At 59.3% G+C, this 19,266-nt stretch carries 17 protein-coding genes; 12 read left to right on the top strand and 5 right to left on the bottom strand.

The features are described 5' to 3' along the window. The first annotated feature begins 108 nt into the window (after window positions 1-108). From PGR6_RS06715 to PGR6_RS06730, 4 genes are all read left to right on the top strand, one after another. Window positions 109-1,713 carry a tetratricopeptide repeat-containing response regulator gene (locus PGR6_RS06715; protein ID WP_019650359.1) on the top strand — a complete coding sequence of 535 codons (1,605 nt, stop codon included), beginning with the start codon at window positions 109-111 and terminating at the stop codon, window positions 1,711-1,713. Beyond that, window positions 1,710-2,402, top strand: coding sequence for a sensor histidine kinase (locus PGR6_RS06720; protein WP_064616474.1), 693 nt, complete (start codon window positions 1,710-1,712; stop codon window positions 2,400-2,402). The genes PGR6_RS06715 and PGR6_RS06720 overlap by 4 nt, the downstream gene beginning before the upstream one ends. Before the next feature lie 221 nt (window positions 2,403-2,623). Then, on the top strand, window positions 2,624-3,865 hold the full coding sequence (locus PGR6_RS06725; RefSeq protein ID WP_173861199.1) for a glutamine synthetase family protein: 1,242 nt from the start codon (window positions 2,624-2,626) through the stop codon (window positions 3,863-3,865). 70 nt (window positions 3,866-3,935) lie between these two features. Then, window positions 3,936-5,318: an MFS transporter gene (locus PGR6_RS06730; RefSeq protein WP_064616477.1), complete on the top strand. Its 1,383-nt coding sequence runs from the start codon at window positions 3,936-3,938 to the stop codon at window positions 5,316-5,318. 63 nt (window positions 5,319-5,381) lie between these two features. On the opposite strand, the gene PGR6_RS06735 is transcribed toward PGR6_RS06730, so the two are convergent. From PGR6_RS06735 to flgA, 4 genes are all read right to left on the bottom strand, one after another. Further along, the gene (locus PGR6_RS06735) at window positions 5,382-6,128 is read right to left on the bottom strand and encodes a flagellar brake protein (RefSeq protein ID WP_064616479.1); all 747 of its coding nucleotides are present in this window, start codon (window positions 6,126-6,128) and stop codon (window positions 5,382-5,384) included. 88 nt (window positions 6,129-6,216) lie between these two features. Next, window positions 6,217-6,684, bottom strand: a complete 468-nt coding sequence (locus PGR6_RS06740; RefSeq protein WP_064616481.1) for a flagella synthesis protein FlgN — start codon at window positions 6,682-6,684, stop codon at window positions 6,217-6,219. Window positions 6,685-6,732: 48 nt separating this feature from the next. Further along, window positions 6,733-7,059 (bottom strand): flagellar biosynthesis anti-sigma factor FlgM, encoded by a 327-nt coding sequence (gene flgM / locus PGR6_RS06745; RefSeq protein ID WP_007937499.1) that lies wholly within the window; start codon window positions 7,057-7,059, stop codon window positions 6,733-6,735. A 167-nt stretch (window positions 7,060-7,226) separates the two neighbouring features. Then, window positions 7,227-7,988: a flagellar basal body P-ring formation chaperone FlgA gene (gene flgA / locus PGR6_RS06750; RefSeq protein ID WP_064616483.1), complete on the bottom strand. Its 762-nt coding sequence runs from the start codon at window positions 7,986-7,988 to the stop codon at window positions 7,227-7,229. Window positions 7,989-8,069: 81 nt separating this feature from the next. On the opposite strand from flgA, the gene PGR6_RS06755 reads away from it, so the two are divergent. From PGR6_RS06755 to flgE, 6 genes are all read left to right on the top strand, one after another. After that, window positions 8,070-9,002, top strand: coding sequence for a chemotaxis protein CheV (locus PGR6_RS06755; protein ID WP_007937503.1), 933 nt, complete (start codon window positions 8,070-8,072; stop codon window positions 9,000-9,002). 46 nt (window positions 9,003-9,048) lie between these two features. Continuing rightward, window positions 9,049-9,876 (top strand): protein-glutamate O-methyltransferase CheR, encoded by an 828-nt coding sequence (cheR, locus tag PGR6_RS06760; protein ID WP_026286437.1) that lies wholly within the window; start codon window positions 9,049-9,051, stop codon window positions 9,874-9,876. A gap of 265 nt (window positions 9,877-10,141) precedes the next feature. Then, on the top strand, window positions 10,142-10,549 hold the full coding sequence (flgB, locus tag PGR6_RS06765; RefSeq protein ID WP_007937506.1) for a flagellar basal body rod protein FlgB: 408 nt from the start codon (window positions 10,142-10,144) through the stop codon (window positions 10,547-10,549). 3 nt (window positions 10,550-10,552) lie between these two features. Next, a complete protein-coding gene (gene flgC, locus PGR6_RS06770; RefSeq protein WP_007937507.1) occupies window positions 10,553-10,996 on the top strand; it encodes a flagellar basal body rod protein FlgC in 444 nt (147 codons plus the stop codon). Window positions 10,997-11,012: 16 nt separating this feature from the next. Further along, a complete protein-coding gene (flgD, locus tag PGR6_RS06775) occupies window positions 11,013-11,735 on the top strand; it encodes a flagellar hook assembly protein FlgD (RefSeq protein ID WP_064616485.1) in 723 nt (240 codons plus the stop codon). A gap of 31 nt (window positions 11,736-11,766) precedes the next feature. Next, window positions 11,767-13,080 (top strand): flagellar hook protein FlgE, encoded by a 1,314-nt coding sequence (flgE, locus tag PGR6_RS06780; protein WP_064616487.1) that lies wholly within the window; start codon window positions 11,767-11,769, stop codon window positions 13,078-13,080. Window positions 13,081-13,306: 226 nt separating this feature from the next. Here the strand turns inward: flgE and PGR6_RS06785 are convergent, their stop codons facing one another. Further along, window positions 13,307-16,201 carry a ribonucleoside-diphosphate reductase subunit alpha gene (locus tag PGR6_RS06785; RefSeq protein WP_018926318.1) on the bottom strand — a complete coding sequence of 965 codons (2,895 nt, stop codon included), beginning with the start codon at window positions 16,199-16,201 and terminating at the stop codon, window positions 13,307-13,309. A gap of 738 nt (window positions 16,202-16,939) precedes the next feature. Here PGR6_RS06785 and PGR6_RS06790 point away from each other — a divergent pair. Together PGR6_RS06790 and PGR6_RS06795 are read left to right on the top strand one after the other, a co-directional pair. Next, the gene (locus PGR6_RS06790) at window positions 16,940-17,653 is read left to right on the top strand and encodes a response regulator (RefSeq protein ID WP_064616489.1); all 714 of its coding nucleotides are present in this window, start codon (window positions 16,940-16,942) and stop codon (window positions 17,651-17,653) included. Continuing rightward, window positions 17,650-19,260: an ATP-binding protein gene (locus PGR6_RS06795; RefSeq protein ID WP_064616490.1), complete on the top strand. Its 1,611-nt coding sequence runs from the start codon at window positions 17,650-17,652 to the stop codon at window positions 19,258-19,260. Before PGR6_RS06790 ends, PGR6_RS06795 begins: the two co-directional genes overlap by 4 nt. The last annotated feature ends 6 nt before the right edge of the window (window positions 19,261-19,266 follow it).

A 19,266-nucleotide genomic window follows, 5' to 3' on the forward strand; every position in this document is an offset into this window, starting at 1 on the left:
GATAGCCAATGGCCTCTCGCTATCATCTGCGCGCCTGAAAGGCCGCGAAGCTGAACTCGCAGCCATTGCCTTTAGGTTGTTCTTCCTTAAATTGCCTGGAAATCTTCGATGCTGTCGTATCACCAAAAAAGCTTTTTGATCGTCGATGATTTCTCGGATTTCCGCAGTTCCGTCAGGTCCATGCTGCGGGAGCTGGGCGTCAAGGACGTCGACACCGCTGATACCGGTGAGCAGGCGCTGCGCATGTGCTCGCAGAAGTCCTACGACTTCATCCTGCAGGATTTCCACCTGGGCGATGGCAAGAAAAACGGTCAGCAGGTGCTCGAAGACCTGATGATCGAGAAGCTGATCAGCCATGAAAGCGTGTTTGTCATGGTCACCGCCGAAACCAGCCAGGCCATGGTGCTCAGCGCGCTGGAGCATGAGCCCGACGCTTATCTGACCAAACCGTTCAACCGCTCCGGCCTGGCCCAGCGCCTGGAGCGGCTGGAACAGCGCAAGACCTTGCTCAAGCCGATCCTGCAAGCGCTTGACCGGGGCAAACCGGTTGAAGTGCTCAATGCCTGCATCGCCCTGTGCAAACAGGACATTCGTTATTCGCCGCTGTGCCTGCGTTACCGCGCCGATGCGTTGCGCGACTTGAACCAGAACGAAGCGCTGGAGCGTCTTTACGACAGCATCATTGCTGATCGGCCATTGCCCTGGGCGTTTGCCGGATTGGGCCAATTGCTGTTCAAGCGCGGGCAGGTCAGCCAGGCCAAGGGCATTTACGAAAAAGCCTTGAAAGTCTTCCCGATGATGCCCGCCCTCTACGATGGCATGGCTGATGTGCTGGTCGCCGAAGGCGACACCAAAGCGGCGCAGAAAGTATTGGAAGAGGCTATTCGCCTGTCGCCGCTGGCGGTGCGTCGGCAAGCGTTGCTAGGCAAGTTGGCAATGGCCAACGAAGATTTCGACACCGCCTCCAAAGCCTATCGCCAGGCGGTGAACCAAGGGGCGCAGTCACGGTTCAAGGATGCGGAAAGCAACCTCGGCCTGGCCCATGCCTTGATCAGCAAAGGCTCGGAAAAGGGCTTGGACACGCGGACCCGCCTGGAAATCAACACGACGCTGAGTGCGGTGGCGAAGGAGAACCCGTCAGACCCGGGCCTGCAGATTCGCGCGCGTCTGATGAAGGCCACCAGCCTGCTGCTCAACGATGCCGAAACCGCCGAGAAGCTCACCGAGCAAGCGATGATGCGCCTCGACGGCATGGAGCAGTTCATGAGCGCCGAAGCGGCGCTGCTGGTGGCCAAGCAGCTGCAAATGCTCGGGCAGGCGAGTGCGGGTGCTTCGATGCTGAAAAACTGTGCGGAAATCTACGGCGACGATCCGACCGTGATGAAAGGCATCGCCAAGCTGACCGACGACCCGACCATCCTCAACTCGGGCAACGCCGCCGCCGACCTCAACCGTCAGGGTGTGCGGGTGTACAAGACTGGCAACCTGGTTGAAGCCCGGGAAGTGTTCCGCAAAGCCCTGGCGCTGCAACCGAAGAACATCAGTATTGCCCTGAACATGGCGCAGTCGCTGCTGCATGGCACCGACACCAGCGTCCCGTCGGCCGAGCTGGAAGAGTGCCGGGCCTGCCTGAAAACGGTCGGCCTGATGCCCGATACCGATGCGCGTTATCCGCGCTACCAGAAACTGAAAATCAAGGCGTTCGGCGAATGATCGACAGCGAACCGTCACTCGACTTCTCTACGGTGATTGCCTCCACCGTGCACGACATGAAGAACTCTCTGGCCATGCTGATGCAGGCGCACAGCCAATGGCTGGCGCGTTTGCCCGACCCTGAGCGGCACACCCCGGAGCAGGGCGTCATCGACTTCGAGTTCGCCCACCTCAATGGCATGCTGGTGCAGTTGCTGGGGCTGTACAAGCTGGGCGTCAACCAGATGCCATTGCAGCCGGCCTACCATGAGCTCGATGACTTCATCGAGGCGCAACTGGCGGCTCATCAAGAAGTGTTCGCCAGCCGCGGCATTATCGCGACCTATGAAGTGGACCCGTTGAGCCCGCTGGGTTTCTTCGATCGGGAGCTGATTGCCTCGGTGCTCGCCAATTGCATCAACAACGCCATTCGTTATGCCCGGCATGCCTTGTTGATCAGTGTCAGCGATGAGGCCGGGCAATTGGTGCTGACCATCAACGACGATGGTGAGGGTTATCCACCCGAGATGATCGAGCGTCAGGCCGACTATGTGCAGGGCATCAACCACAGCAGCGGCAGTACCGGCCTGGGCTTGTACTTTGCCGGGCGGATTGCCGCCTTGCATCAGCGTGATGGTGTGGGCGGACGTACCGAAATCAGTAATGGCGGGCCATTGGGTGGCGGCGTGTTCAGCCTCTATCTCCCCTGAACGACACGTTCCTCACAGGATTGCGCCTTTTTGTTTGACGCTGCTTGATATTCCGAACAGCCGGAGCCTATTTTGTACGGGTCGCCGTTCGCGGCTCGTACAACAACAAGGATTGCGTCATGACAACCGATGGCCATCGCTCACTCGCGCAGCGATTGACGGGCATTGATGAGATTGAATGTGTCACGCCGGACCTGAACGGCGTGCCACGCGGCAAAGTAATGACCGCTGAAGGATTTCTTGAGGGGCGGCGTTTGCAGATGGCGCGGGGAGTGCTGCTGCAATGCATCATGGGCGGCTATCCGCCCGCGCACTTTTACGGCAGCGATGATGGCGATCTGGCGCTGGTGCCTGATCCGGGGCAGATCCACCGCTTGCCCTGGAGTTCGCACCCTCGGGCACTGGCCATATGCGATGCACAGGAACTGACGGGCGAGAGCTCGCACCTGTCGACTCGCGGCCAACTCAAGGCGGTGATCGCTCGCTACGCCGCCCTCGGTCTGGCGCCGGTCGTGGCGACCGAGCTGGAATTCTTTGTGTTCGCGCCCAACCCTGACCCGACGCAACCCTTCCAGCCTCCAGTGGGCCTGGACGGTCGTCGCGAGGACGGTCATTCGGCATTCAGCATCAGCTCCAATAACGGCTTGCGGCCGTTCTTCACTGAAGTCTACGCAGGCATGGCGGCGCTGGGCTTGCCGCGCGATACCTTCATGCACGAGATGGGCGTCAGCCAGTTCGAGATCAATCTGCTGCACGGTGATCCGCTGCTGTTGGCCGACCAGACCTTGCTGTTCAAGCATCTGCTCAAGGAAGTGGCGCTCAAGCATGGCCTGACCGTGGTCTGCATGGCCAAGCCGTTGGCTCACACGCCGGGCAGTTCGATGCATATTCACCAGAGCGTCGTCGAGATCGACAGCGGGCGTAACGTGTTCAGCGACAAGGCCGGCGAGCCGACCGCGACCTTCCGTCATTTCATCGGTGGCCAACAGGCCGGCCTGGCGGATTTCACTGCGCTGTTTGCGCCGAACGTGAACTCTTATCAGCGCCTGTGTCATCCTTTTGCATCGCCCAATAATGCCTGCTGGTCCCATGATAACCGCGCGGCCGGCCTGCGCATTCCGGCCAGTTCACCGGTCGCTCGTCGGGTCGAAAACCGCCTGCCGGGGGCTGACGCCAACCCGTATCTGGCGATCGCCGCGAGCCTGGCGTCGGGGCTGTATGGCATCGAAAACAAACTGGAACCGAGCGAAGCGGCACGGGGCGAATTCGTGGTGCCGGATAATCTTGCGTTGCCGTGTACCTTGCATGCCGCTCTTGAACGTCTGAAACGTAGCCAATTGGCGAAGGAACTGTTCGGCAAGGAGTTCATCGAAGGCTACATCGCTTCGAAGACCCTGGAGTTGACCAGCTTCCTCGATGAAATTACTCCCTGGGAACGGCGTGTTCTAGCAGCCCAGGCCTGACGACCTGTCGCCATCGGGCTATCGTTGTCGATAGCCCGATACTCACTGCAAGGAGCCGCTCGGAACGCCAATGCGCCAAATCCTGAAATCCTTTCGAGGACTTTATTTCGCCTCGCTGATGATGTTGATCGGCTCGGGCCTGTTGAGTACTTACCTTGCACTGCGCCTGGCGGCCGATAAGGTCGACAGCCTGTGGGTCGGCGCGTTGATGGCGGCCAACTATTTCGGCCTGGTGCTGGGCGGCAAGATCGGCCATCGGCTGATTGCCCGGGTCGGGCATATTCGAGCTTATTCAGCCTGCGCCGGGATCGTCGGTGCGGCGGTGCTGGGCCATGGCCTGGTGGATTGGCTGCCCGCGTGGCTGTTCCTGCGGGTGATCGTTGGCCTGGGCATGATGTGCCAGTACATGGTGATCGAAAGCTGGCTCAATGAGCAGGCAGAAGCCAAGCAGCGTGGCGTGGTGTTCAGCGGCTACATGATCGCTTCGTACCTGGGGCTGGTGTTGGGCCAGCTGATTCTGGTCATGCACCCGGGGCTGGGCCTGGAACTGCTGATGCTGGTCGCTCTGTGTTTCGCCCTGTGTCTGGTGCCGGTGGCCCTGACCCGGCGGATTCACCCGGCGCCATTGCACCCGGCGCCGATGGAACCGCGCTTTTTCATCAAGCGCGTGCCGCAGTCACTGAGCACGGTGTTGGGGGCGGGATTGATCGTCGGTTCGTTCTACGGCCTGGCGCCGCTGTATGCCTCCCAGCAAGGATTGTCCACCGAGCAGGTCGGTCTGTTCATGGGCAGCTGCATTTTTGCAGGCCTGGTGGTGCAGTGGCCGTTGGGATGGCTATCGGATCGTTATGACCGGGCGGTATTGATCCGAAGTTTTGCGTTTAGCCTGGCACTGGCCGCGTTGCCGCTGGCGATCATGCCGCAGGTGCAACTGGAGGTGCTGTTCATCGCCGGGTTCCTCTGTTCGTTGGTGCAATTCTGTCTGTACCCGCTGGCGGTGGCGTTCTCCAACGACCACGTCGAGGGTGATCGCCGGGTGTCGCTGACGGCGATGCTGCTGGTGACTTACGGTGTCGGCGCGAGTGTCGGACCGTTGGTGGCAGGGGTATTGATGAAGTTGTTCGGCAGCCAGATGCTGTATGCCTTTTTCAGTTTTTTTGCATTGGTGCTGGTGTGGCGAATCCGCCCGAAAGCAGTCACCAATCTGCATCAGGTGGACGATGCTCCACTGCATCACGTGGCCATGCCGGACAGCATGACGAGTTCGCCACTGGTGGCTTGCCTTGACCCGCGTGTCGATGAGCAGGTGGTGCAGGATCAGATGCAGAACCCGGTCAACCCGGAGGCTGATGTCAATCCGGATGCCGAGCCAGAACCTGAACCTGAACCAGTTTCGGATTCAGAAGACCCGGACGCAGGTCGCGAGCAAAGTTTTACCGAAGCGCGGCCTTGATCAAGGCATAAAAAAACGGGCAGTCCCCGCAAGGGACTGCCCGTTTTTTATTGGCGGGGTGTATCAGAAGTCGTCTTTGTCAAAGCGCCGCGCTTCACGCTGAAGCTGATAGACGAACCGCTCGACCTGCCGTTGCACCAGGCCGCTCATGTTGTGAAAACGCACGCCGGCGAAGGTGGTGTTGATCTTTTCTTCAAAGTGCAGGTAACGCAGCTCCACCGGTGCCGTCATGCTGCCGAAGGGCAGGGCGGCGATGAAGCGGTCGTAGACCTGACCCAATTGCAGCTTGGCGGTGATGTCGCCTTCGAAGCGCAATTTGCAGCCGGTGGCGGAGATGTCCAGCAGTTTGCCGGCGAGGGGCGACTTGAGTTTCTCGCCTCCCAGCTCGACATTGACCAGTTGTGCCAGCTTCAACGCAGCGCGGAAAGCATTGCGGCGCTGGTGGTAAACCACCTCATCGGGCAGCGTGCCCCGGTAGCAGCGGCCATCGCCGGACTCGTCGATGGTCAGCGGGCCATTGCTTTCCCAGGCGATGCGCACGCCGTCGTGGAAGCCTTCGACCTTGAACGGTTCGCCGGCCAGCAGAAAGCGTTCGCCGTCGCGCGGGATCATTTCGTCCAGGGCGATCATGTTGCTGTCACGGTCGACGTCCACCAGATAACTCTGGAAGCGCTGGCTGCGCTCGTGGAACGTGATGATCAGCGGGTCATGGCTGTCTTGCAGCTGACGCAGGTTGCCGGAGATTTCCAAAGGCGTGGTGAGCACCTTGGGTGGCTGCGGAGCATCTTCCGCGCTTAAGGCATTGGACACGGGGTATCAATCTCCAGGCAAATATGACTACTGGCCGGCATTCTGCCAGCATGTTGCGTGTCTTGATAGGGCGTGCTCATTGAAAGGCTTAAGCCTGACTGAGCGGGCGTGGCTTGGCGAGCTTGGAGGTTGATCCGCGGGCATCGTAGAGCGCTGGCGGCTCGCCGCCGGTGAGGATTTTCAGCTGGTTGGCCGTGGCGGCCTGCTGCACCAGAATCGACTGGCCATTGTTGACATTGGCGGCTTGGCACTGGGCCAGGAGGTCGGTGAGCACGTCGCTCTGTCCCAGCAATCGTTCGCCAATGCTCGACTGGCTGGCGAGTTGCTCCAGGCCCTGGCGGTTGGTTGGCAGGTTGAGGCTGGCGAGGATTTCACTGCGCTTGCGGCCATGCTGTTCGAGCAGAATGATCAATGCCTGTTTATGCGCCAGAATTTCTTCGAGCAGTGGCATGTCGCGACCGTGCAAGGCAAGGGACTCGGTTTGCAGTAGCTCCAGCAGTTGTTGCGCCGGGGCGAAGTCGTCGATGATCAGTTGCAGTAATTGAGTGTCGTGCATGGCTGGCCTTGGGTTTTAAGCGTCCAAAAGCCTGGCGCGGGCCGTGGCCTAGCGCTGGGCTTCGAAGTTGAGCAGTTTGCTGGCTACACGGTTGCTGTCGACTTTATAGCTGCCATCGGCAATCGCTGCTTTCAACTCGGCCACGCGGGCGTTGTCGACGGCAGGCTGATCGCGCAGCTTGTCAGTGACCTTCTGCAACTGTTGAGCCTCATTGCTGAGGTGTACCGATTCCCCGCTTTTGGTGGTACTGGCCTGTTCGGCCGGGGTATTCAGCGGCGCGGATTGGCCGGCTTCGGCGGTTTCCTTGGCGGTGCTGGTACGCGTACTGCCCGTAAGTGACGAGGAGCTGTTTAAACGACTGAAATCGATGACCATGACAAAAAACCTCTGGATATTTGGACGCTTGCCATGTTTTCGGCGATTCCCCGAAAAACTTTAGGCCCATTTATCAATGAGCTCGCATGCGCCAGCGCATGCCCTGCATGCGGCACAGTTTAGGCAACCGCCAGGCGGTGCGCCATCACTTCACAAACACAGAGCCCTTACATGGCCACTTCCACCTGGCCGGGCGCTGTGACTTGCGCCTTGATGACCCGCTGGGAGTTAAGGTTCTTCACGCGAATCTGTTCCCTCAGGCCGCCGTTGGACAGCGCTTCACCCGGCATGCGCACACTGAGCGTACCACTGCGGGCGGTAATCACCACCTGGTCGCCCTTGCGAACCACTTCCGCCTGTTCGAGATGCACCAGCGTAATGATCTGATCGGCGACCATTGGTCGGGTAAGTTTTTGCCCGATAGCCTGATCGACGGAAGTCAGAAACCCCTGATTTATCAGGCTGATATCACGCTCGCGCAGGGTTACGTCCTGAGGTTCGATAATCCCTGTGCGCTTGAGCGGACGAGTGGTCGTCACAATGTCGCGAAACAGCTTCACTTGAGCGGGCACGAAGACCGTCCAGGGTGAGGCGCCATCGCAGCGAACCTTGACCGTGACCCGTCCCAGAGGCCTTGCCGGGCTCTCGAGGGTGGCTGTCAATTCCTTGTCGCACATAGGCATGCGCAGGCGCGGATCGAGCTGGTTGACCTGGATTTCGTAGCGACCTTGCGTTTGACTGGTGGCCAGATAGTCCTCTACGGTGAATTCAAGAAAGCCCTGGGTGACGCCGATAAGCATGTCAGGCAAGGTAACCGTATCAGCAAGGGCAGGGCTGCCAGCGTTGAACAGGCAAGCGGCCGACATCGCGCAGAGCAATCTGCGGCAGGTTGATGTCAGGTGTCGGAAAAATGTCGGTTCTGTGTTCATAAGAGTTAAAAAGCAAGCGCCGTGCCGTTTCGTGATGAATGTGCGTCGCAACACACTTAGCGTTGGTGTAGGAGTCTGGGCATGGCTGGTGTAATGGATTCGGTGAACCAGCGCACGCAACTGGTAGGGCAGAATCGCCTTGAGCTGTTGTTGTTCCGTCTCGACGGCCAGCAGCTGTATGGGATCAACGTGTTCAAGGTTCGCGAGGTGCTGCAATGCCCCAAGCTGACCCTGATGCCCAAGTCCAGTCCTGTCGTGTGCGGTGTGGCGAATATTCGGGGGGCAACCATTCCGATCCTGGATCTGGCGATGGCGACCGGTGCCGGTCGGTTGCTGGACCAGAGCAATCCCTTCGTGATCATCACGGAGTACAACACCAAGACCCAGGGTTTCCTGGTTCGGTCGGTGGAGCGCATCGTCAACATGAACTGGGAGGAGATTCATCCGCCACCCAAGGGCACGGGGCGCGATCACTACCTGACGGCTGTGACTCGGGTCGACAACCAGTTAGTCGAAATCATCGACGTCGAGAAGGTGCTGGCGGAAGTGGCGCCGACGCCGGAAGCGATTTCGGTGGGCGTGGTCGATGTTGAGACCCAGCACAAGGCGCTCTCTTTGCGCGTATTGACGGTCGACGACTCGTCGGTGGCACGCAAGCAGGTGACCCGTTGCCTGCAAACGATCGGTGTCGAAGTGGTGGCGTTGAACGATGGCCGGCAAGCGCTGGATTACCTGCGCAAGCTGGTTGACGAGGGGAAGAAGCCGGAAGAAGAGTTCCTGATGATGATCTCCGACATCGAGATGCCGGAGATGGACGGGTACACCCTGACGGCCGAGATCCGCGCCGATCCGCGCATGCAAAAGCTCCATATCATCCTGCATACTTCGTTGTCGGGAGTGTTCAATCAGGCGATGGTCAAGAAGGTCGGTGCCGATGACTTCCTGGCCAAGTTCCGTCCTGATGACCTGGCATCCCGGGTAGTCGACCGGATCAAAGCAGCAGATAACAGCTAGAGGCCTTCTGCCCCTGGCGGTCAACACGATTTAAGAGGCGGTATCTTTGTCTACGGGTAATTTGGATTTCGAACAGTTCCGGGTATTCCTGGAAAAAGCCTGTGGCATTTTGCTCGGTGAAAACAAGCAATATCTGGTCTCGAGCCGTCTCAACAAACTGATGGAACAGCAGGGCATCAAATCGTTGGGTGAGCTGGTTCAGCGCATCCAGACCCAGCCGCGCAGCGGTTTGCGCGAGATGGTGGTGGATGCCATGACGACCAACGAAACCCTGTGGTTTCGTGACACCTATCCGTTTGAAGTCTTGAAGAACAAGGTATTGCCTGAAGCGATCAAGGCCAGCCCCGGTCAGCGCCTGCGGATCTGGTCGGCGGCGTGTTCGTCGGGTCAGGAGCCGTATTCGCTGTCGATGTCCATCGATGAGTTCGAACGGGTCAACATGGGCCAGTTGAAGATGGGCGTGCAGATCGTTGCCACCGACCTGTCCGGCAGCATGCTGACCAACTGCAAGACCGGCGAGTACGACAGCCTGGCCATCGGTCGCGGCCTGTCGCCCGAGCGCCTTCAGCGTTACTTCGACCCCAAGGGGCCGGGGCGCTGGGCCATCAAGGCACCAATCAAGAGTCGGGTGGAGTTTCGCTCGTTCAACTTGCTGGACAGCTACGCAAGCCTGGGCAAGTTTGACATCGTGTTCTGCCGCAACGTGCTGATCTACTTCTCCGCCGAGGTGAAGAAAGACATCCTGTTGCGCATTCACAGCACGCTCAAGCCGGGCGGTTATCTGTTCCTTGGCGCGTCCGAAGCGCTGAACGGTTTGCCGGACCATTACCAGATGGTCCAGTGCAGCCCGGGGATCATTTACCAGGCGAAGTGATTCGTTGACGGCATAAAAAACGGGAGTCCATTAGGGCTCCCGTTTTTTTATGCCTGTGACACCACGCTCCCACAGGGGCAAGTAGCGTTCTTTGGATGGTGAGAAGCGGCAGAAAAGCGGCAGGCGGCGGAAATCGGTTGCCGCTTTTCTGGCATTGCCACCTCGTTACTGCTCGCAAAGCCCCGGTTTACGGGCTTTTTTGAATTGGCACGCCGCTTGCTATGTTCACGTTACGAAAAATCAGGTCACCCGAAGGTTTCCCGACATGAGCATCAGCTTCGATAAAGCGCTCGGTATCCACGAACAAGCCCTGGGCTTCCGCGCTCAGCGTGCTGAAGTCCTGGCCAACAACATCGCCAACGCCGACACCCCGAACTACAAGGCTCGGGATCTGGACTTCTCGAAAGTGCTCGCCGAGCAGAACGAGAAAACCAAAAACGGCAAGTTCGCCTTGAGCATGACCAACAGCCGTCACATCGAAGCTGAAGGCCTGGGCAATGGCGACGAGTCGCTGATGTATCGCACGCCGATGCAACCGTCGATCGACCAGAACACCGTGGATGCCCAACTGGAACAGTCGAACTACGCGGAAAACGCGGTCAACTTCCAGGCCAGCTTCACCCTGCTCAACAGTAAATTCAAAGGGCTGGTGTCAGCCCTGCGCGGAGAGTAATTCATGTCCCTGTCCAGTGTTTTCAACATTGCCGGTAGCGGCATGAGTGCCCAGACCACTCGCTTGAACACCGTTGCCAGTAACATCGCCAACGCCGAGACCGTTTCGTCGAGCATCGACCAGACCTACCGCGCCCGTCACCCGGTGTTCGCCACCATGTTCCAGGGCGGCCAGAGCGGCGGCAGCGATTCGCTGTTCCAGAACCAGGACGCGGCCGGTCAAGGCGTGCAAGTGCTGGGTGTGGTCGAAGACCAGAGCAACCTTGAAGCGCGCTACGAGCCGAATCATCCGGCCGCCGATGCCAAGGGCTACGTCTACTACCCGAACGTCAACGTCGTCGAAGAAATGGCCGACATGATTTCCGCAAGCCGTTCGTTCCAGACCAACGCCGAAATGATGAACACCGCCAAAACCATGATGCAGAAGGTCCTGACCCTCGGTCAGTGATAAGGGGCGACTTTCGATGAGTGTTACCGATACCACCAGCGGCGTAAGCCTCAAGGATGTCCTGGCCAACTCTTCGGTCAAGACCACGACCACCAGTGATGGTCTTTCCGCGGCGACCAGCAGTGCCACCGGCAGCAAGGCATTGGGCAAGGATGCGTTCCTGCAACTGCTGGTCACCCAGCTGAAAAACCAGAACCCGCTCGATCCTCAGGACAACAGCGCGTTCGTAGCCCAGTTGGCGCAGTTCAGTAGTCTGGAAGGCATCACCACGCTGAACGACACCGTCAGCGGCATTGCCAGCAACTACAACTCGTCGCAAGCCCTGCAGGCTTCTTCGCTGGTGGGCCGTTCGGTCATCGCGCAGACCGGCAAAGCCGTGGTCGACACCTCCAAGAACCTCAACGGTACGGTTGTGCTGCCGGCGTCGGCGAACCCGGTTACGCTCAAAATCAGTGACGCCGAAGGCAAGACCATCCGCACCATCGACATGGGCAGCCAGAGCGCTGGCAACGCCAGTTTCATCTGGGACGGCAAAAACGATGCCGGAGCAGTCGCCGCGGCCGGCACGTACTCCTTCTCTGCCAGCGCAACCTACGACGGCAAAGCGACCTCACTGGTTACTTACCTGCCGGCAACCGTCAACAGCGTGACCATCAGCCAGACCGGCGGTGAGCTGATGCTGAACCTGGCAGGCCAGGGCAGCGTTGCCCTGTCCAAAGTGCAAACCATTGGTCTATAGAGCCGACTAACACGGCACAAAGGAGTGGAATATGTCTTTCAATATCGGCCTTAGCGGTCTCTATGCAGCCAACAAACAACTGGACGTGACCGGCAACAACATCGCCAACGTCGCGACCACCGGTTTCAAATCGTCCCGTGCAGAATTCGAAGACGTGTACTCGGCCACTCGCCTGGGTACCGGCAGCAAGACCATCGGTAACGGCGTGCGCCTGGCCAACGTTTCCCAGCAGTTCAGCCAGGGTGATGTGAACAACACCGGCAACGTGCTGGACATGGGTATTCAGGGCAACGGCTTCTTCATCCTCAGCGACAACGGTTCCCTGAGCTACACCCGTGCCGGTGCGTTCAAGACCGATGCTCAAAACTTTGTGGTCGATAACAACGGCAACCGCTTGCAGGGTTATGGCGTCGATTCCAATGGCAAGATCATCAACGGTGTGTTGACTGACTTGAAGATCGACACCTCGAGCCTGAAGCCGAATCCGACTACCAAGGTTGATCAGACGATGAACCTGAACTCGGCGGAAACCACGCCGACCGTGGCCCCGTTCAGCCCGACCGATACCAACAGCTATAACAAGACCATTTCCACCAAGGTCTACGACAGCCAGGGTAACGAGCACACCATGGATCAGTACTACGTGAAAACGGGTACCAATGCCTGGCGTGTCTATACCTACATGGACGGTCGCTCCCCGGCCAACCCTGCAACCACGCCTCCAGTGCCGATCACCGCTGACATCACTTTCAACTCCGACGGCAGCATTAACACGCTGACGGCGGGTGCCGGCTGGACCCAGACTGGCAACACGTTGACCATGACCGGTTGGGTGCCAGGTGCCATTACCAACGCCGCAACGATTCCTGTGACTTGGGGGCCGAACGGTTCCGTCGCTGCCACTGGCGGTATCGCGTTCAACATGGCGCTGACCACTTCTTACAACTCGCCAACCGCCCGTACCGCCCAATACCAGGACGGCTACGCCACCGGCCAGATCTCCAGCCTGACCATCGACGCCAGCGGCGTCATGACCGCCAACTTCAGCAACCAGCAAACCAAGGCCATCGGCCAGGTGGCTGTGGCGAGCTTCGCCAACGAGCAAGGCTTGCAGCCAATTGGCGGTACGCGCTGGAAAGAAACTTTCGCCTCCGGTGTGGCCGGTGTCGATGCGCCGAAGACCGGTACCCTGGGTTCGGTCGTGTCCAACTCGCTGGAAGAGTCCAACGTCAACCTGACCAACGAACTGGTTGATTTGATCAAGGCGCAGAGCAACTACCAGGCGAACGCCAAGACCATCTCCACCCAGAGCACCATCATGCAGACCATCATTCAGATGACTTGATGCTTGATAGTGCTGCATAAGAAACCCCTCGCAAGAGGGGTTTTTTCATTCTGTAGGAGCGAGGCTTGCCCGCGAAGAATGCACTGCGGTTTTTCAGGTATTACGCGTCATCGTTCTTCGCGGGCAAGCCTCGCTCCTACAAGGCAGAGGCAAAAGAAAACCCCCGACCAGCCAGAGGCTCATCGGGGGTTTCAGGTAAGCGCCCTGGAGCGCCTACCGGCTCAGCTTATTGGCAAGCTTCGCAATCCGGCTCGTCGATGGCGCAGGCCTTCGGCACTGGAGCTGGACCGGCTGGGGCTGCCAGGACCGAGTCGTCACCGTGGTTGCCGCCGCTGGAAACAGCGTTCAGCTTACCGGTGTTGATGGTCGACTTCTCGGTGCTGGTTGCGGCCAGGGCACGGAGGTAGTAAGTGGTTTTCAGACCACGGTACCAGGCCATGCGGTAGGTCACGTCCAGTTTTTTGCCCGAAGCGCCGGCGATGTACAGGTTCAGCGACTGAGCCTGGTCGATCCACTTCTGACGACGGCTGGCGGCGTCGACGATCCACTTGGTGTCCACTTCGAAGGCAGTCGCGTAGAGCTCTTTGAGTTCTTGCGGGATGCGCTCGATCTGCTGCACCGAACCGTCGTAGTACTTCAGGTCGTTGATCATGACCGAGTCCCACAGACCGCGAGCCTTCAGGTCGCGAACCAGGTACGGGTTGATCACGGTGAATTCGCCCGACAGGTTCGATTTCACATAGAGGTTCTGGTAGGTCGGTTCGATCGACTGCGACACGCCGGTGATGTTGGCGATGGTTGCGGTCGGTGCGATGGCCATGATGTTGGAGTTACGAATGCCTTTCTGCACACGGGCGCGAACCGGTGCCCAGTCCAGGGTTTCGTTCAGGTCAACGTCGATGTACTTCTGGCCACGCTGCTCGATCAGGATCTGTTGCGAATCCAGCGGCAGGATACCTTTGGACCACAGCGAACCCTGGAACGTCTCGTAGGCGCCACGTTCGTCAGCCAGGTCGCAGGAAGCCTGGATCGCGTAGTAGCTGACCGCTTCCATCGACTTGTCGGCGAATTCGACGGCAGCGTCGGAACCGTAAGGGATGTGCTGCAGGTACAGAGCGTCCTGGAAGCCCATGATGCCCAGACCGACCGGACGGTGCTTGAAGTTGGAGTTCTTCGCTTGCGGCACCGAGTAGTAGTTGATGTCGATCACGTTATCGAGCATGCGCACGGCGGTGTTCACGGTGCGTTGCAGCTTGGCGGTGTCCAGCTTGCCGTCGACGATGTGGTTCGGCAGGTTGATCGAGCCCAGGTTGCAAACGGCGATCTCGTCCTTGTTGGTGTTCAAGGTGATCTCGGTGCACAGGTTCGAGCTGTGAACCACGCCCACGTGCTGCTGCGGGCTGCGCAGGTTGCACGGGTCTTTGAAGGTCAGCCATGGGTGGCCGGTTTCAAACAGCATGGACAGCATTTTGCGCCACAGGTCTTTGGCCTGAATGGTCTTGAACAGCTTGACCTTGCCCGGGTACTCGGTCAGGGCTTCGTAGTACTCGTAACGCTCTTCGAAGGCCTTGCCGGTCAGGTCGTGCAGATCCGGTACTTCGGACGGCGAGAACAGGGTCCACTTGCCGTCATCGAAGACACGCTTCATGAACAGGTCAGGGATCCAGTTGGCGGTGTTCATGTCGTGGGTACGACGACGGTCATCACCGGTGTTCTTGCGCAGTTCGATGAACTCTTCGATGTCCATGTGCCAGGTTTCCAGGTAGGCACAGACAGCGCCTTTGCGCTTGCCACCCTGGTTAACGGCGACGGCGGTGTCGTTCACCACTTTCAGGAACGGCACGACGCCCTGGGATTTGCCGTTGGTGCCCTTGATGTACGAACCCAGCGCCCGAACCGGGGTCCAGTCGTTGCCCAGGCCGCCTGCGAATTTCGACAACATGGCGTTGTCGTGGATCGCGTGGTAGATGCCCGACAGGTCATCCGGCACGGTGGTCAGGTAGCAGCTCGACAGCTGTGGACGCAGGGTACCGGCGTTGAACAGGGTCGGGGTCGAGGACATGTAGTCGAAGGACGACAACAGGTTGTAGAACTCGATCGCACGGTCTTCTTTCTGCTTCTCTTCGATCGCCAGGCCCATGGCCACGCGCATGAAGAAAATCTGTGGCAGTTCGAAGCGGATACCGTCCTTGTGGATGAAGTAACGGTCGTACAGGGTTTGCAGGCCCAGGTACGTGAACTGCTGATCGCGCTCGTGGTTGATCGCCTTGCCGAGTTTTTCCAGGTCGAAGGACGCCAGAACCGGGTTCAGCAATTCGAATTCGATACCTTTGGCGATGTACGCAGGCAGTGCCTTGGCATACAGGTCGACCATTTCGTGGTGGGTCGCGCTGTCGGCGACACCGAGGAAGCCCAGGCCTTCGGCACGCAGGGTGTCCATCAGCAGGCGGGCGGTCACGAACGAGTAGTTCGGCTCACGCTCGACCAGCGTACGGGCGGTCATCACCAGGGCGGTGTTGACGTCGGTCAGGGCCACGCCGTCGTACAGGTTTTTCAGGGTTTCGCGCTGGATCAGCTCGCCGTCGACTTCTTCCAGGCCTTCGCACGCTTCGGTGACGATGGTGTTCAGGCGACCCATGTCCAGCGGTGCGAGGCTGCCATCGGCGCGGGTGATGCGGATCGATGGGTGAGCGTTGACGGCTTCTTCGGCAGGGGAGTGCGCTGCGCGCTCTTTGGCGCGGGAGTCACGGTAGATCACATAGTCGCGGGCGACTTTCTGTTCGCCGGCACGCATCAGGGCCAGTTCGACCTGGTCCTGGATTTCTTCGATGTGGATGGTGCCGCCCGAAGGCATGCGACGCTTGAAAGTCGCGGTGACTTGTTCGGTCAGGCGGGCAACGGTGTCGTGGATTCGCGACGAAGCGGCAGCGGTGCCGCCCTCAACTGCGAGAAACGCTTTGGTGATGGCGACGGTGATCTTGTCATCGGTGTAAGGGACGACAGTGCCGTTACGCTTGATCACGCGCAGTTGGCCAGGCGCGGTGGCGGACAGATCCGAATTCGAATCGGCGGCCTGCGGCAAGGTGCCTTGCGGGTTCTCGCGAGTTGTGTCGGTTTGCATGGGGGGTTGTCTCCACATTCTCTATGTTTGTTTGGGCACCATCACGGTGCCCACCGTTCTGTCCTGAAGCACTACAACCGGCGAGGGCCGGGCATACCAACTTCGGGACAGATCAGGAAGGGGGCTATTGGGCGCCGCTTCCATGCCGAAGTCTTTGGTGTCACGCCTTGGGCCTGAAACCGAATTCCGTTTTGAGTGGCAGTAAATGACTGCAACACCCGTACCGTTATCGCCGTTTCGGGCTTAAAAACAGTAGCCATCCGCACACGCGGTTTGGTCTTTCGAAAATACGTTTGGTTCAACCGGAAAGAGGCAATAAAAGCGCTTGAAATCGGTGTCCGGTTTGTGTTTGGTTTTTGGCATAAAACCCTACATGTAGGGTTTTTTTTGCGCCGAGGTACAAGATAATGCGTTTTGGAGGGTGTTGCAACGTACTACCTGTGGATAAACCTGTGCGTAAATTGTGTGTGAAAGAGGGAACGGGCGTGTAGGCCGCGACCTAGCTGGAGCCGACCATTTTTCACTGATTTTCAGCGACAGAAAACAGTCATCCGGATTTTTAAGGGCGCGAACCCTATCACAAAAAACCGTTGTGTCCGAACGCATTTACCGGCTTGTGTTCCAGACGTGTGGCGTTTATACAATCGGCCCATGCAGATGCATTCTTATCCTCCCCAATCATTACAAAAAGACGGGTGGATCCTTCCTTATTGATGGTGTTGGCAAGCAGAGGTCGTCGTGGAGCAAGAAGCCTGGCAGGTATTGATTGTCGAGGACGACCAGCGTCTGGCCGAACTGACCCGCGATTACCTGGAAGCCAATGGCCTGCGAGTATCGATCGAGGGTAATGGCGCCCTGGCCGCAGCACGCATCATCAAGGAGAAACCGGACCTGGTGATTCTCGACCTGATGCTCCCCGGCGAAGATGGCTTGAGCATTTGCCGCAAGATTCGCGACCGCTATGACGGGCCGATCCTGATGCTCACCGCGCGCACCGATGACACCGATCAGATTCTTGGCCTGGACCTGGGCGCCGACGACTACGTCTGCAAACCGGTGCGTCCGCGTTTATTGCTGGCGCGCATCCAGGCTCTGCTGCGGCGCAGTGAAACCCCTGAAGTGCCCCAGGAAAAACAACGGCGCCTGCAGTTCGGCCCATTGGTGGTGGACAACGCATTGCGCGAAGCCTGGCTGCATGACAAAGGCATCGAATTGACCAGTGCCGAGTTCGATCTGCTCTGGCTGCTGGTGGCCAATGCCGGGCGTATTCTGTCCCGCGAAGAAATATTCACCGCGCTGCGCGGTATCGGTTATGACGGCCAGGACCGCTCGATCGACGTGCGCATCTCGCGCATCCGCCCCAAGATCGGCGATGACACGGACCATCCGCGGCTGATCAAGACCGTCCGCAGCAAAGGCTATTTGTTCGTGCCGGAAGCCTGCACCCTGTGAACTCGATCTTCCTGCGTATTTATGGCGGCATGTGCGCGGCGCTGATTCTGGTGGCCGTGCTCGGTGTGCTGGCCTTGCACCTGCTTAATCAGGTACGCAGCGAGCAGTACCGCGAGCGCCTGGCCCACGGCACCTTCTCGCTGATGGCCGATAACCTGCAACCGATGAACGAAACCGAGCGCCATCGGGCGTTGCTGTTGTGGGAGCGCTTGCTCGGGATTCCGCTGGCGCTGAAGACGTTCCCCCAGACCGACCTCGACCTGACCCAGCGCACCCGCGTGTTGCACGGCCAGGCCCTGGTGGAGCAGACCGGTCCGCATGCGGCGAAGGTTTATCGCCTGGTCAGCGAAAAGGAGCAGTTGGTGCTCACCGGTGAAGTCCAGCAGATCAGCGAGCAACTGGCGCGGGCGACCATCTACCTGCTGGCCGATGAACTGGTGCGCTACCCGGTGGCCGAGCAGCCCAAGCGTCTGGAGCAGTTAAAGGAAGATAAGGGTTTCGGCTTCGATCTGCGGCTGGTGACGGTTGATGAGGCCGACATGGACGAAGACCAGAGCCGCCGCGTGTCTGAAGGCGACACAGTGATGGCGTTGGGCAAGGGCGGCGATTCGATCCGGGTGTTTGCCGGCATGGTCGGTACACCGTGGGTGCTGGAAATCGGTCCGCTGTATCAGATGAATCCTTACCCGCCCGAGTGGCTGGTGCTGATCGCGGCGCTTGGCTTGAGCCTGATTGGTTTGATTGTCTATCTGTTGGTGCGGCAACTGGAGCGTCGTTTGCGCGGTCTGGAAGCCGCCGCCACGCGAATTGCCAAGGGCAGCCTGGAAACCCGCGTACCGGCCCGTGGCGCCGACTCGGTGGGGCGGCTGGCCTCGGCGTTCAACGGCATGGCCGAGCACTTGCAGCAATTGTTGGCGATTCAGCGAGAACTGGTGCGTGCCGTGTCCCACGAATTGCGCACACCAGTGGCGCGCCTGCGCTTTGGCCTGGAGATGATCGGCTCGGCCAGCACGCCTGAGGCGCTGGAGAAATACCGCGAGGGCATGGACCACGACATCGAGGACCTCGATCGACTGGTCGACGAGATGCTCACCTATGCGCGGCTGGAGCAGGGCTCGCCGGCGCTGAATTTCCAGCGGATCGATCTGGATGCATTGGTCAATCAGGTGATCGAGGAACTGGCACCTCTGCGCGCCGAGGTCACGGTGCAGCGCGGCTTGTGCCTGTCCGCCGCCGATTGCGACGGCGCCTGGGTTGAAGCCGAGCCGCGCTACTTGCACCGGGCGTTGCAGAACCTGGTGAGCAACGCCATGCGCCATGCCCGTTCACGGGTGACTGTCAGCTATCAGGTGGGGCAGCAGCGCTGTCGGGTGGATGTCGAGGATGATGGGCCGGGCGTGCCGGAAACCGCGTGGGAGAAAATCTTCACCCCGTTCCTGCGCCTCGACGACAGCCGTACCCGCGCCTCGGGTGGGCATGGGCTGGGGTTGTCGATTGTGCGGCGGATCATCCATTGGCACGACGGGCGAGCGCTGATCAGCAAGAGCAAAAGCCTGGGCGGGGCGTGTTTCAGTTTGAGCTGGCCGAGGAATCAGGAGCGGCGTTGAGGTTGT

It is taken from the genome of Pseudomonas sp. GR 6-02 (assembly GCF_001655615.1).
Taxonomy (GTDB): domain Bacteria; phylum Pseudomonadota; class Gammaproteobacteria; order Pseudomonadales; family Pseudomonadaceae; genus Aquipseudomonas.

Coding starts and splice junctions, on each gene's coding strand:
- PGR6_RS06730 (WP_064616477.1), top strand. CDS start 3,936: ATGCGCCAAATCCTGAAATCCTTTCGAGGACTTTATTTCGCCTCGCTG.
- flgB (WP_007937506.1), top strand. CDS start 10,142: ATGAGCATCAGCTTCGATAAAGCGCTCGGTATCCACGAACAAGCCCTG.
- flgD (WP_064616485.1), top strand. CDS start 11,013: ATGAGTGTTACCGATACCACCAGCGGCGTAAGCCTCAAGGATGTCCTG.
- flgC (WP_007937507.1), top strand. CDS start 10,553: ATGTCCCTGTCCAGTGTTTTCAACATTGCCGGTAGCGGCATGAGTGCC.
- flgA (WP_064616483.1), bottom strand. CDS start 7,988: ATGAACACAGAACCGACATTTTTCCGACACCTGACATCAACCTGCCGC.
- PGR6_RS06755 (WP_007937503.1), top strand. CDS start 8,070: ATGGCTGGTGTAATGGATTCGGTGAACCAGCGCACGCAACTGGTAGGG.
- PGR6_RS06725 (WP_173861199.1), top strand. CDS start 2,624: ATGACCGCTGAAGGATTTCTTGAGGGGCGGCGTTTGCAGATGGCGCGG.
- PGR6_RS06715 (WP_019650359.1), top strand. CDS start 109: ATGCTGTCGTATCACCAAAAAAGCTTTTTGATCGTCGATGATTTCTCG.
- PGR6_RS06720 (WP_064616474.1), top strand. CDS start 1,710: ATGATCGACAGCGAACCGTCACTCGACTTCTCTACGGTGATTGCCTCC.
- PGR6_RS06785 (WP_018926318.1), bottom strand. CDS start 16,201: ATGCAAACCGACACAACTCGCGAGAACCCGCAAGGCACCTTGCCGCAG.
- PGR6_RS06740 (WP_064616481.1), bottom strand. CDS start 6,684: ATGCACGACACTCAATTACTGCAACTGATCATCGACGACTTCGCCCCG.
- flgE (WP_064616487.1), top strand. CDS start 11,767: ATGTCTTTCAATATCGGCCTTAGCGGTCTCTATGCAGCCAACAAACAA.
- flgM (WP_007937499.1), bottom strand. CDS start 7,059: ATGGTCATCGATTTCAGTCGTTTAAACAGCTCCTCGTCACTTACGGGC.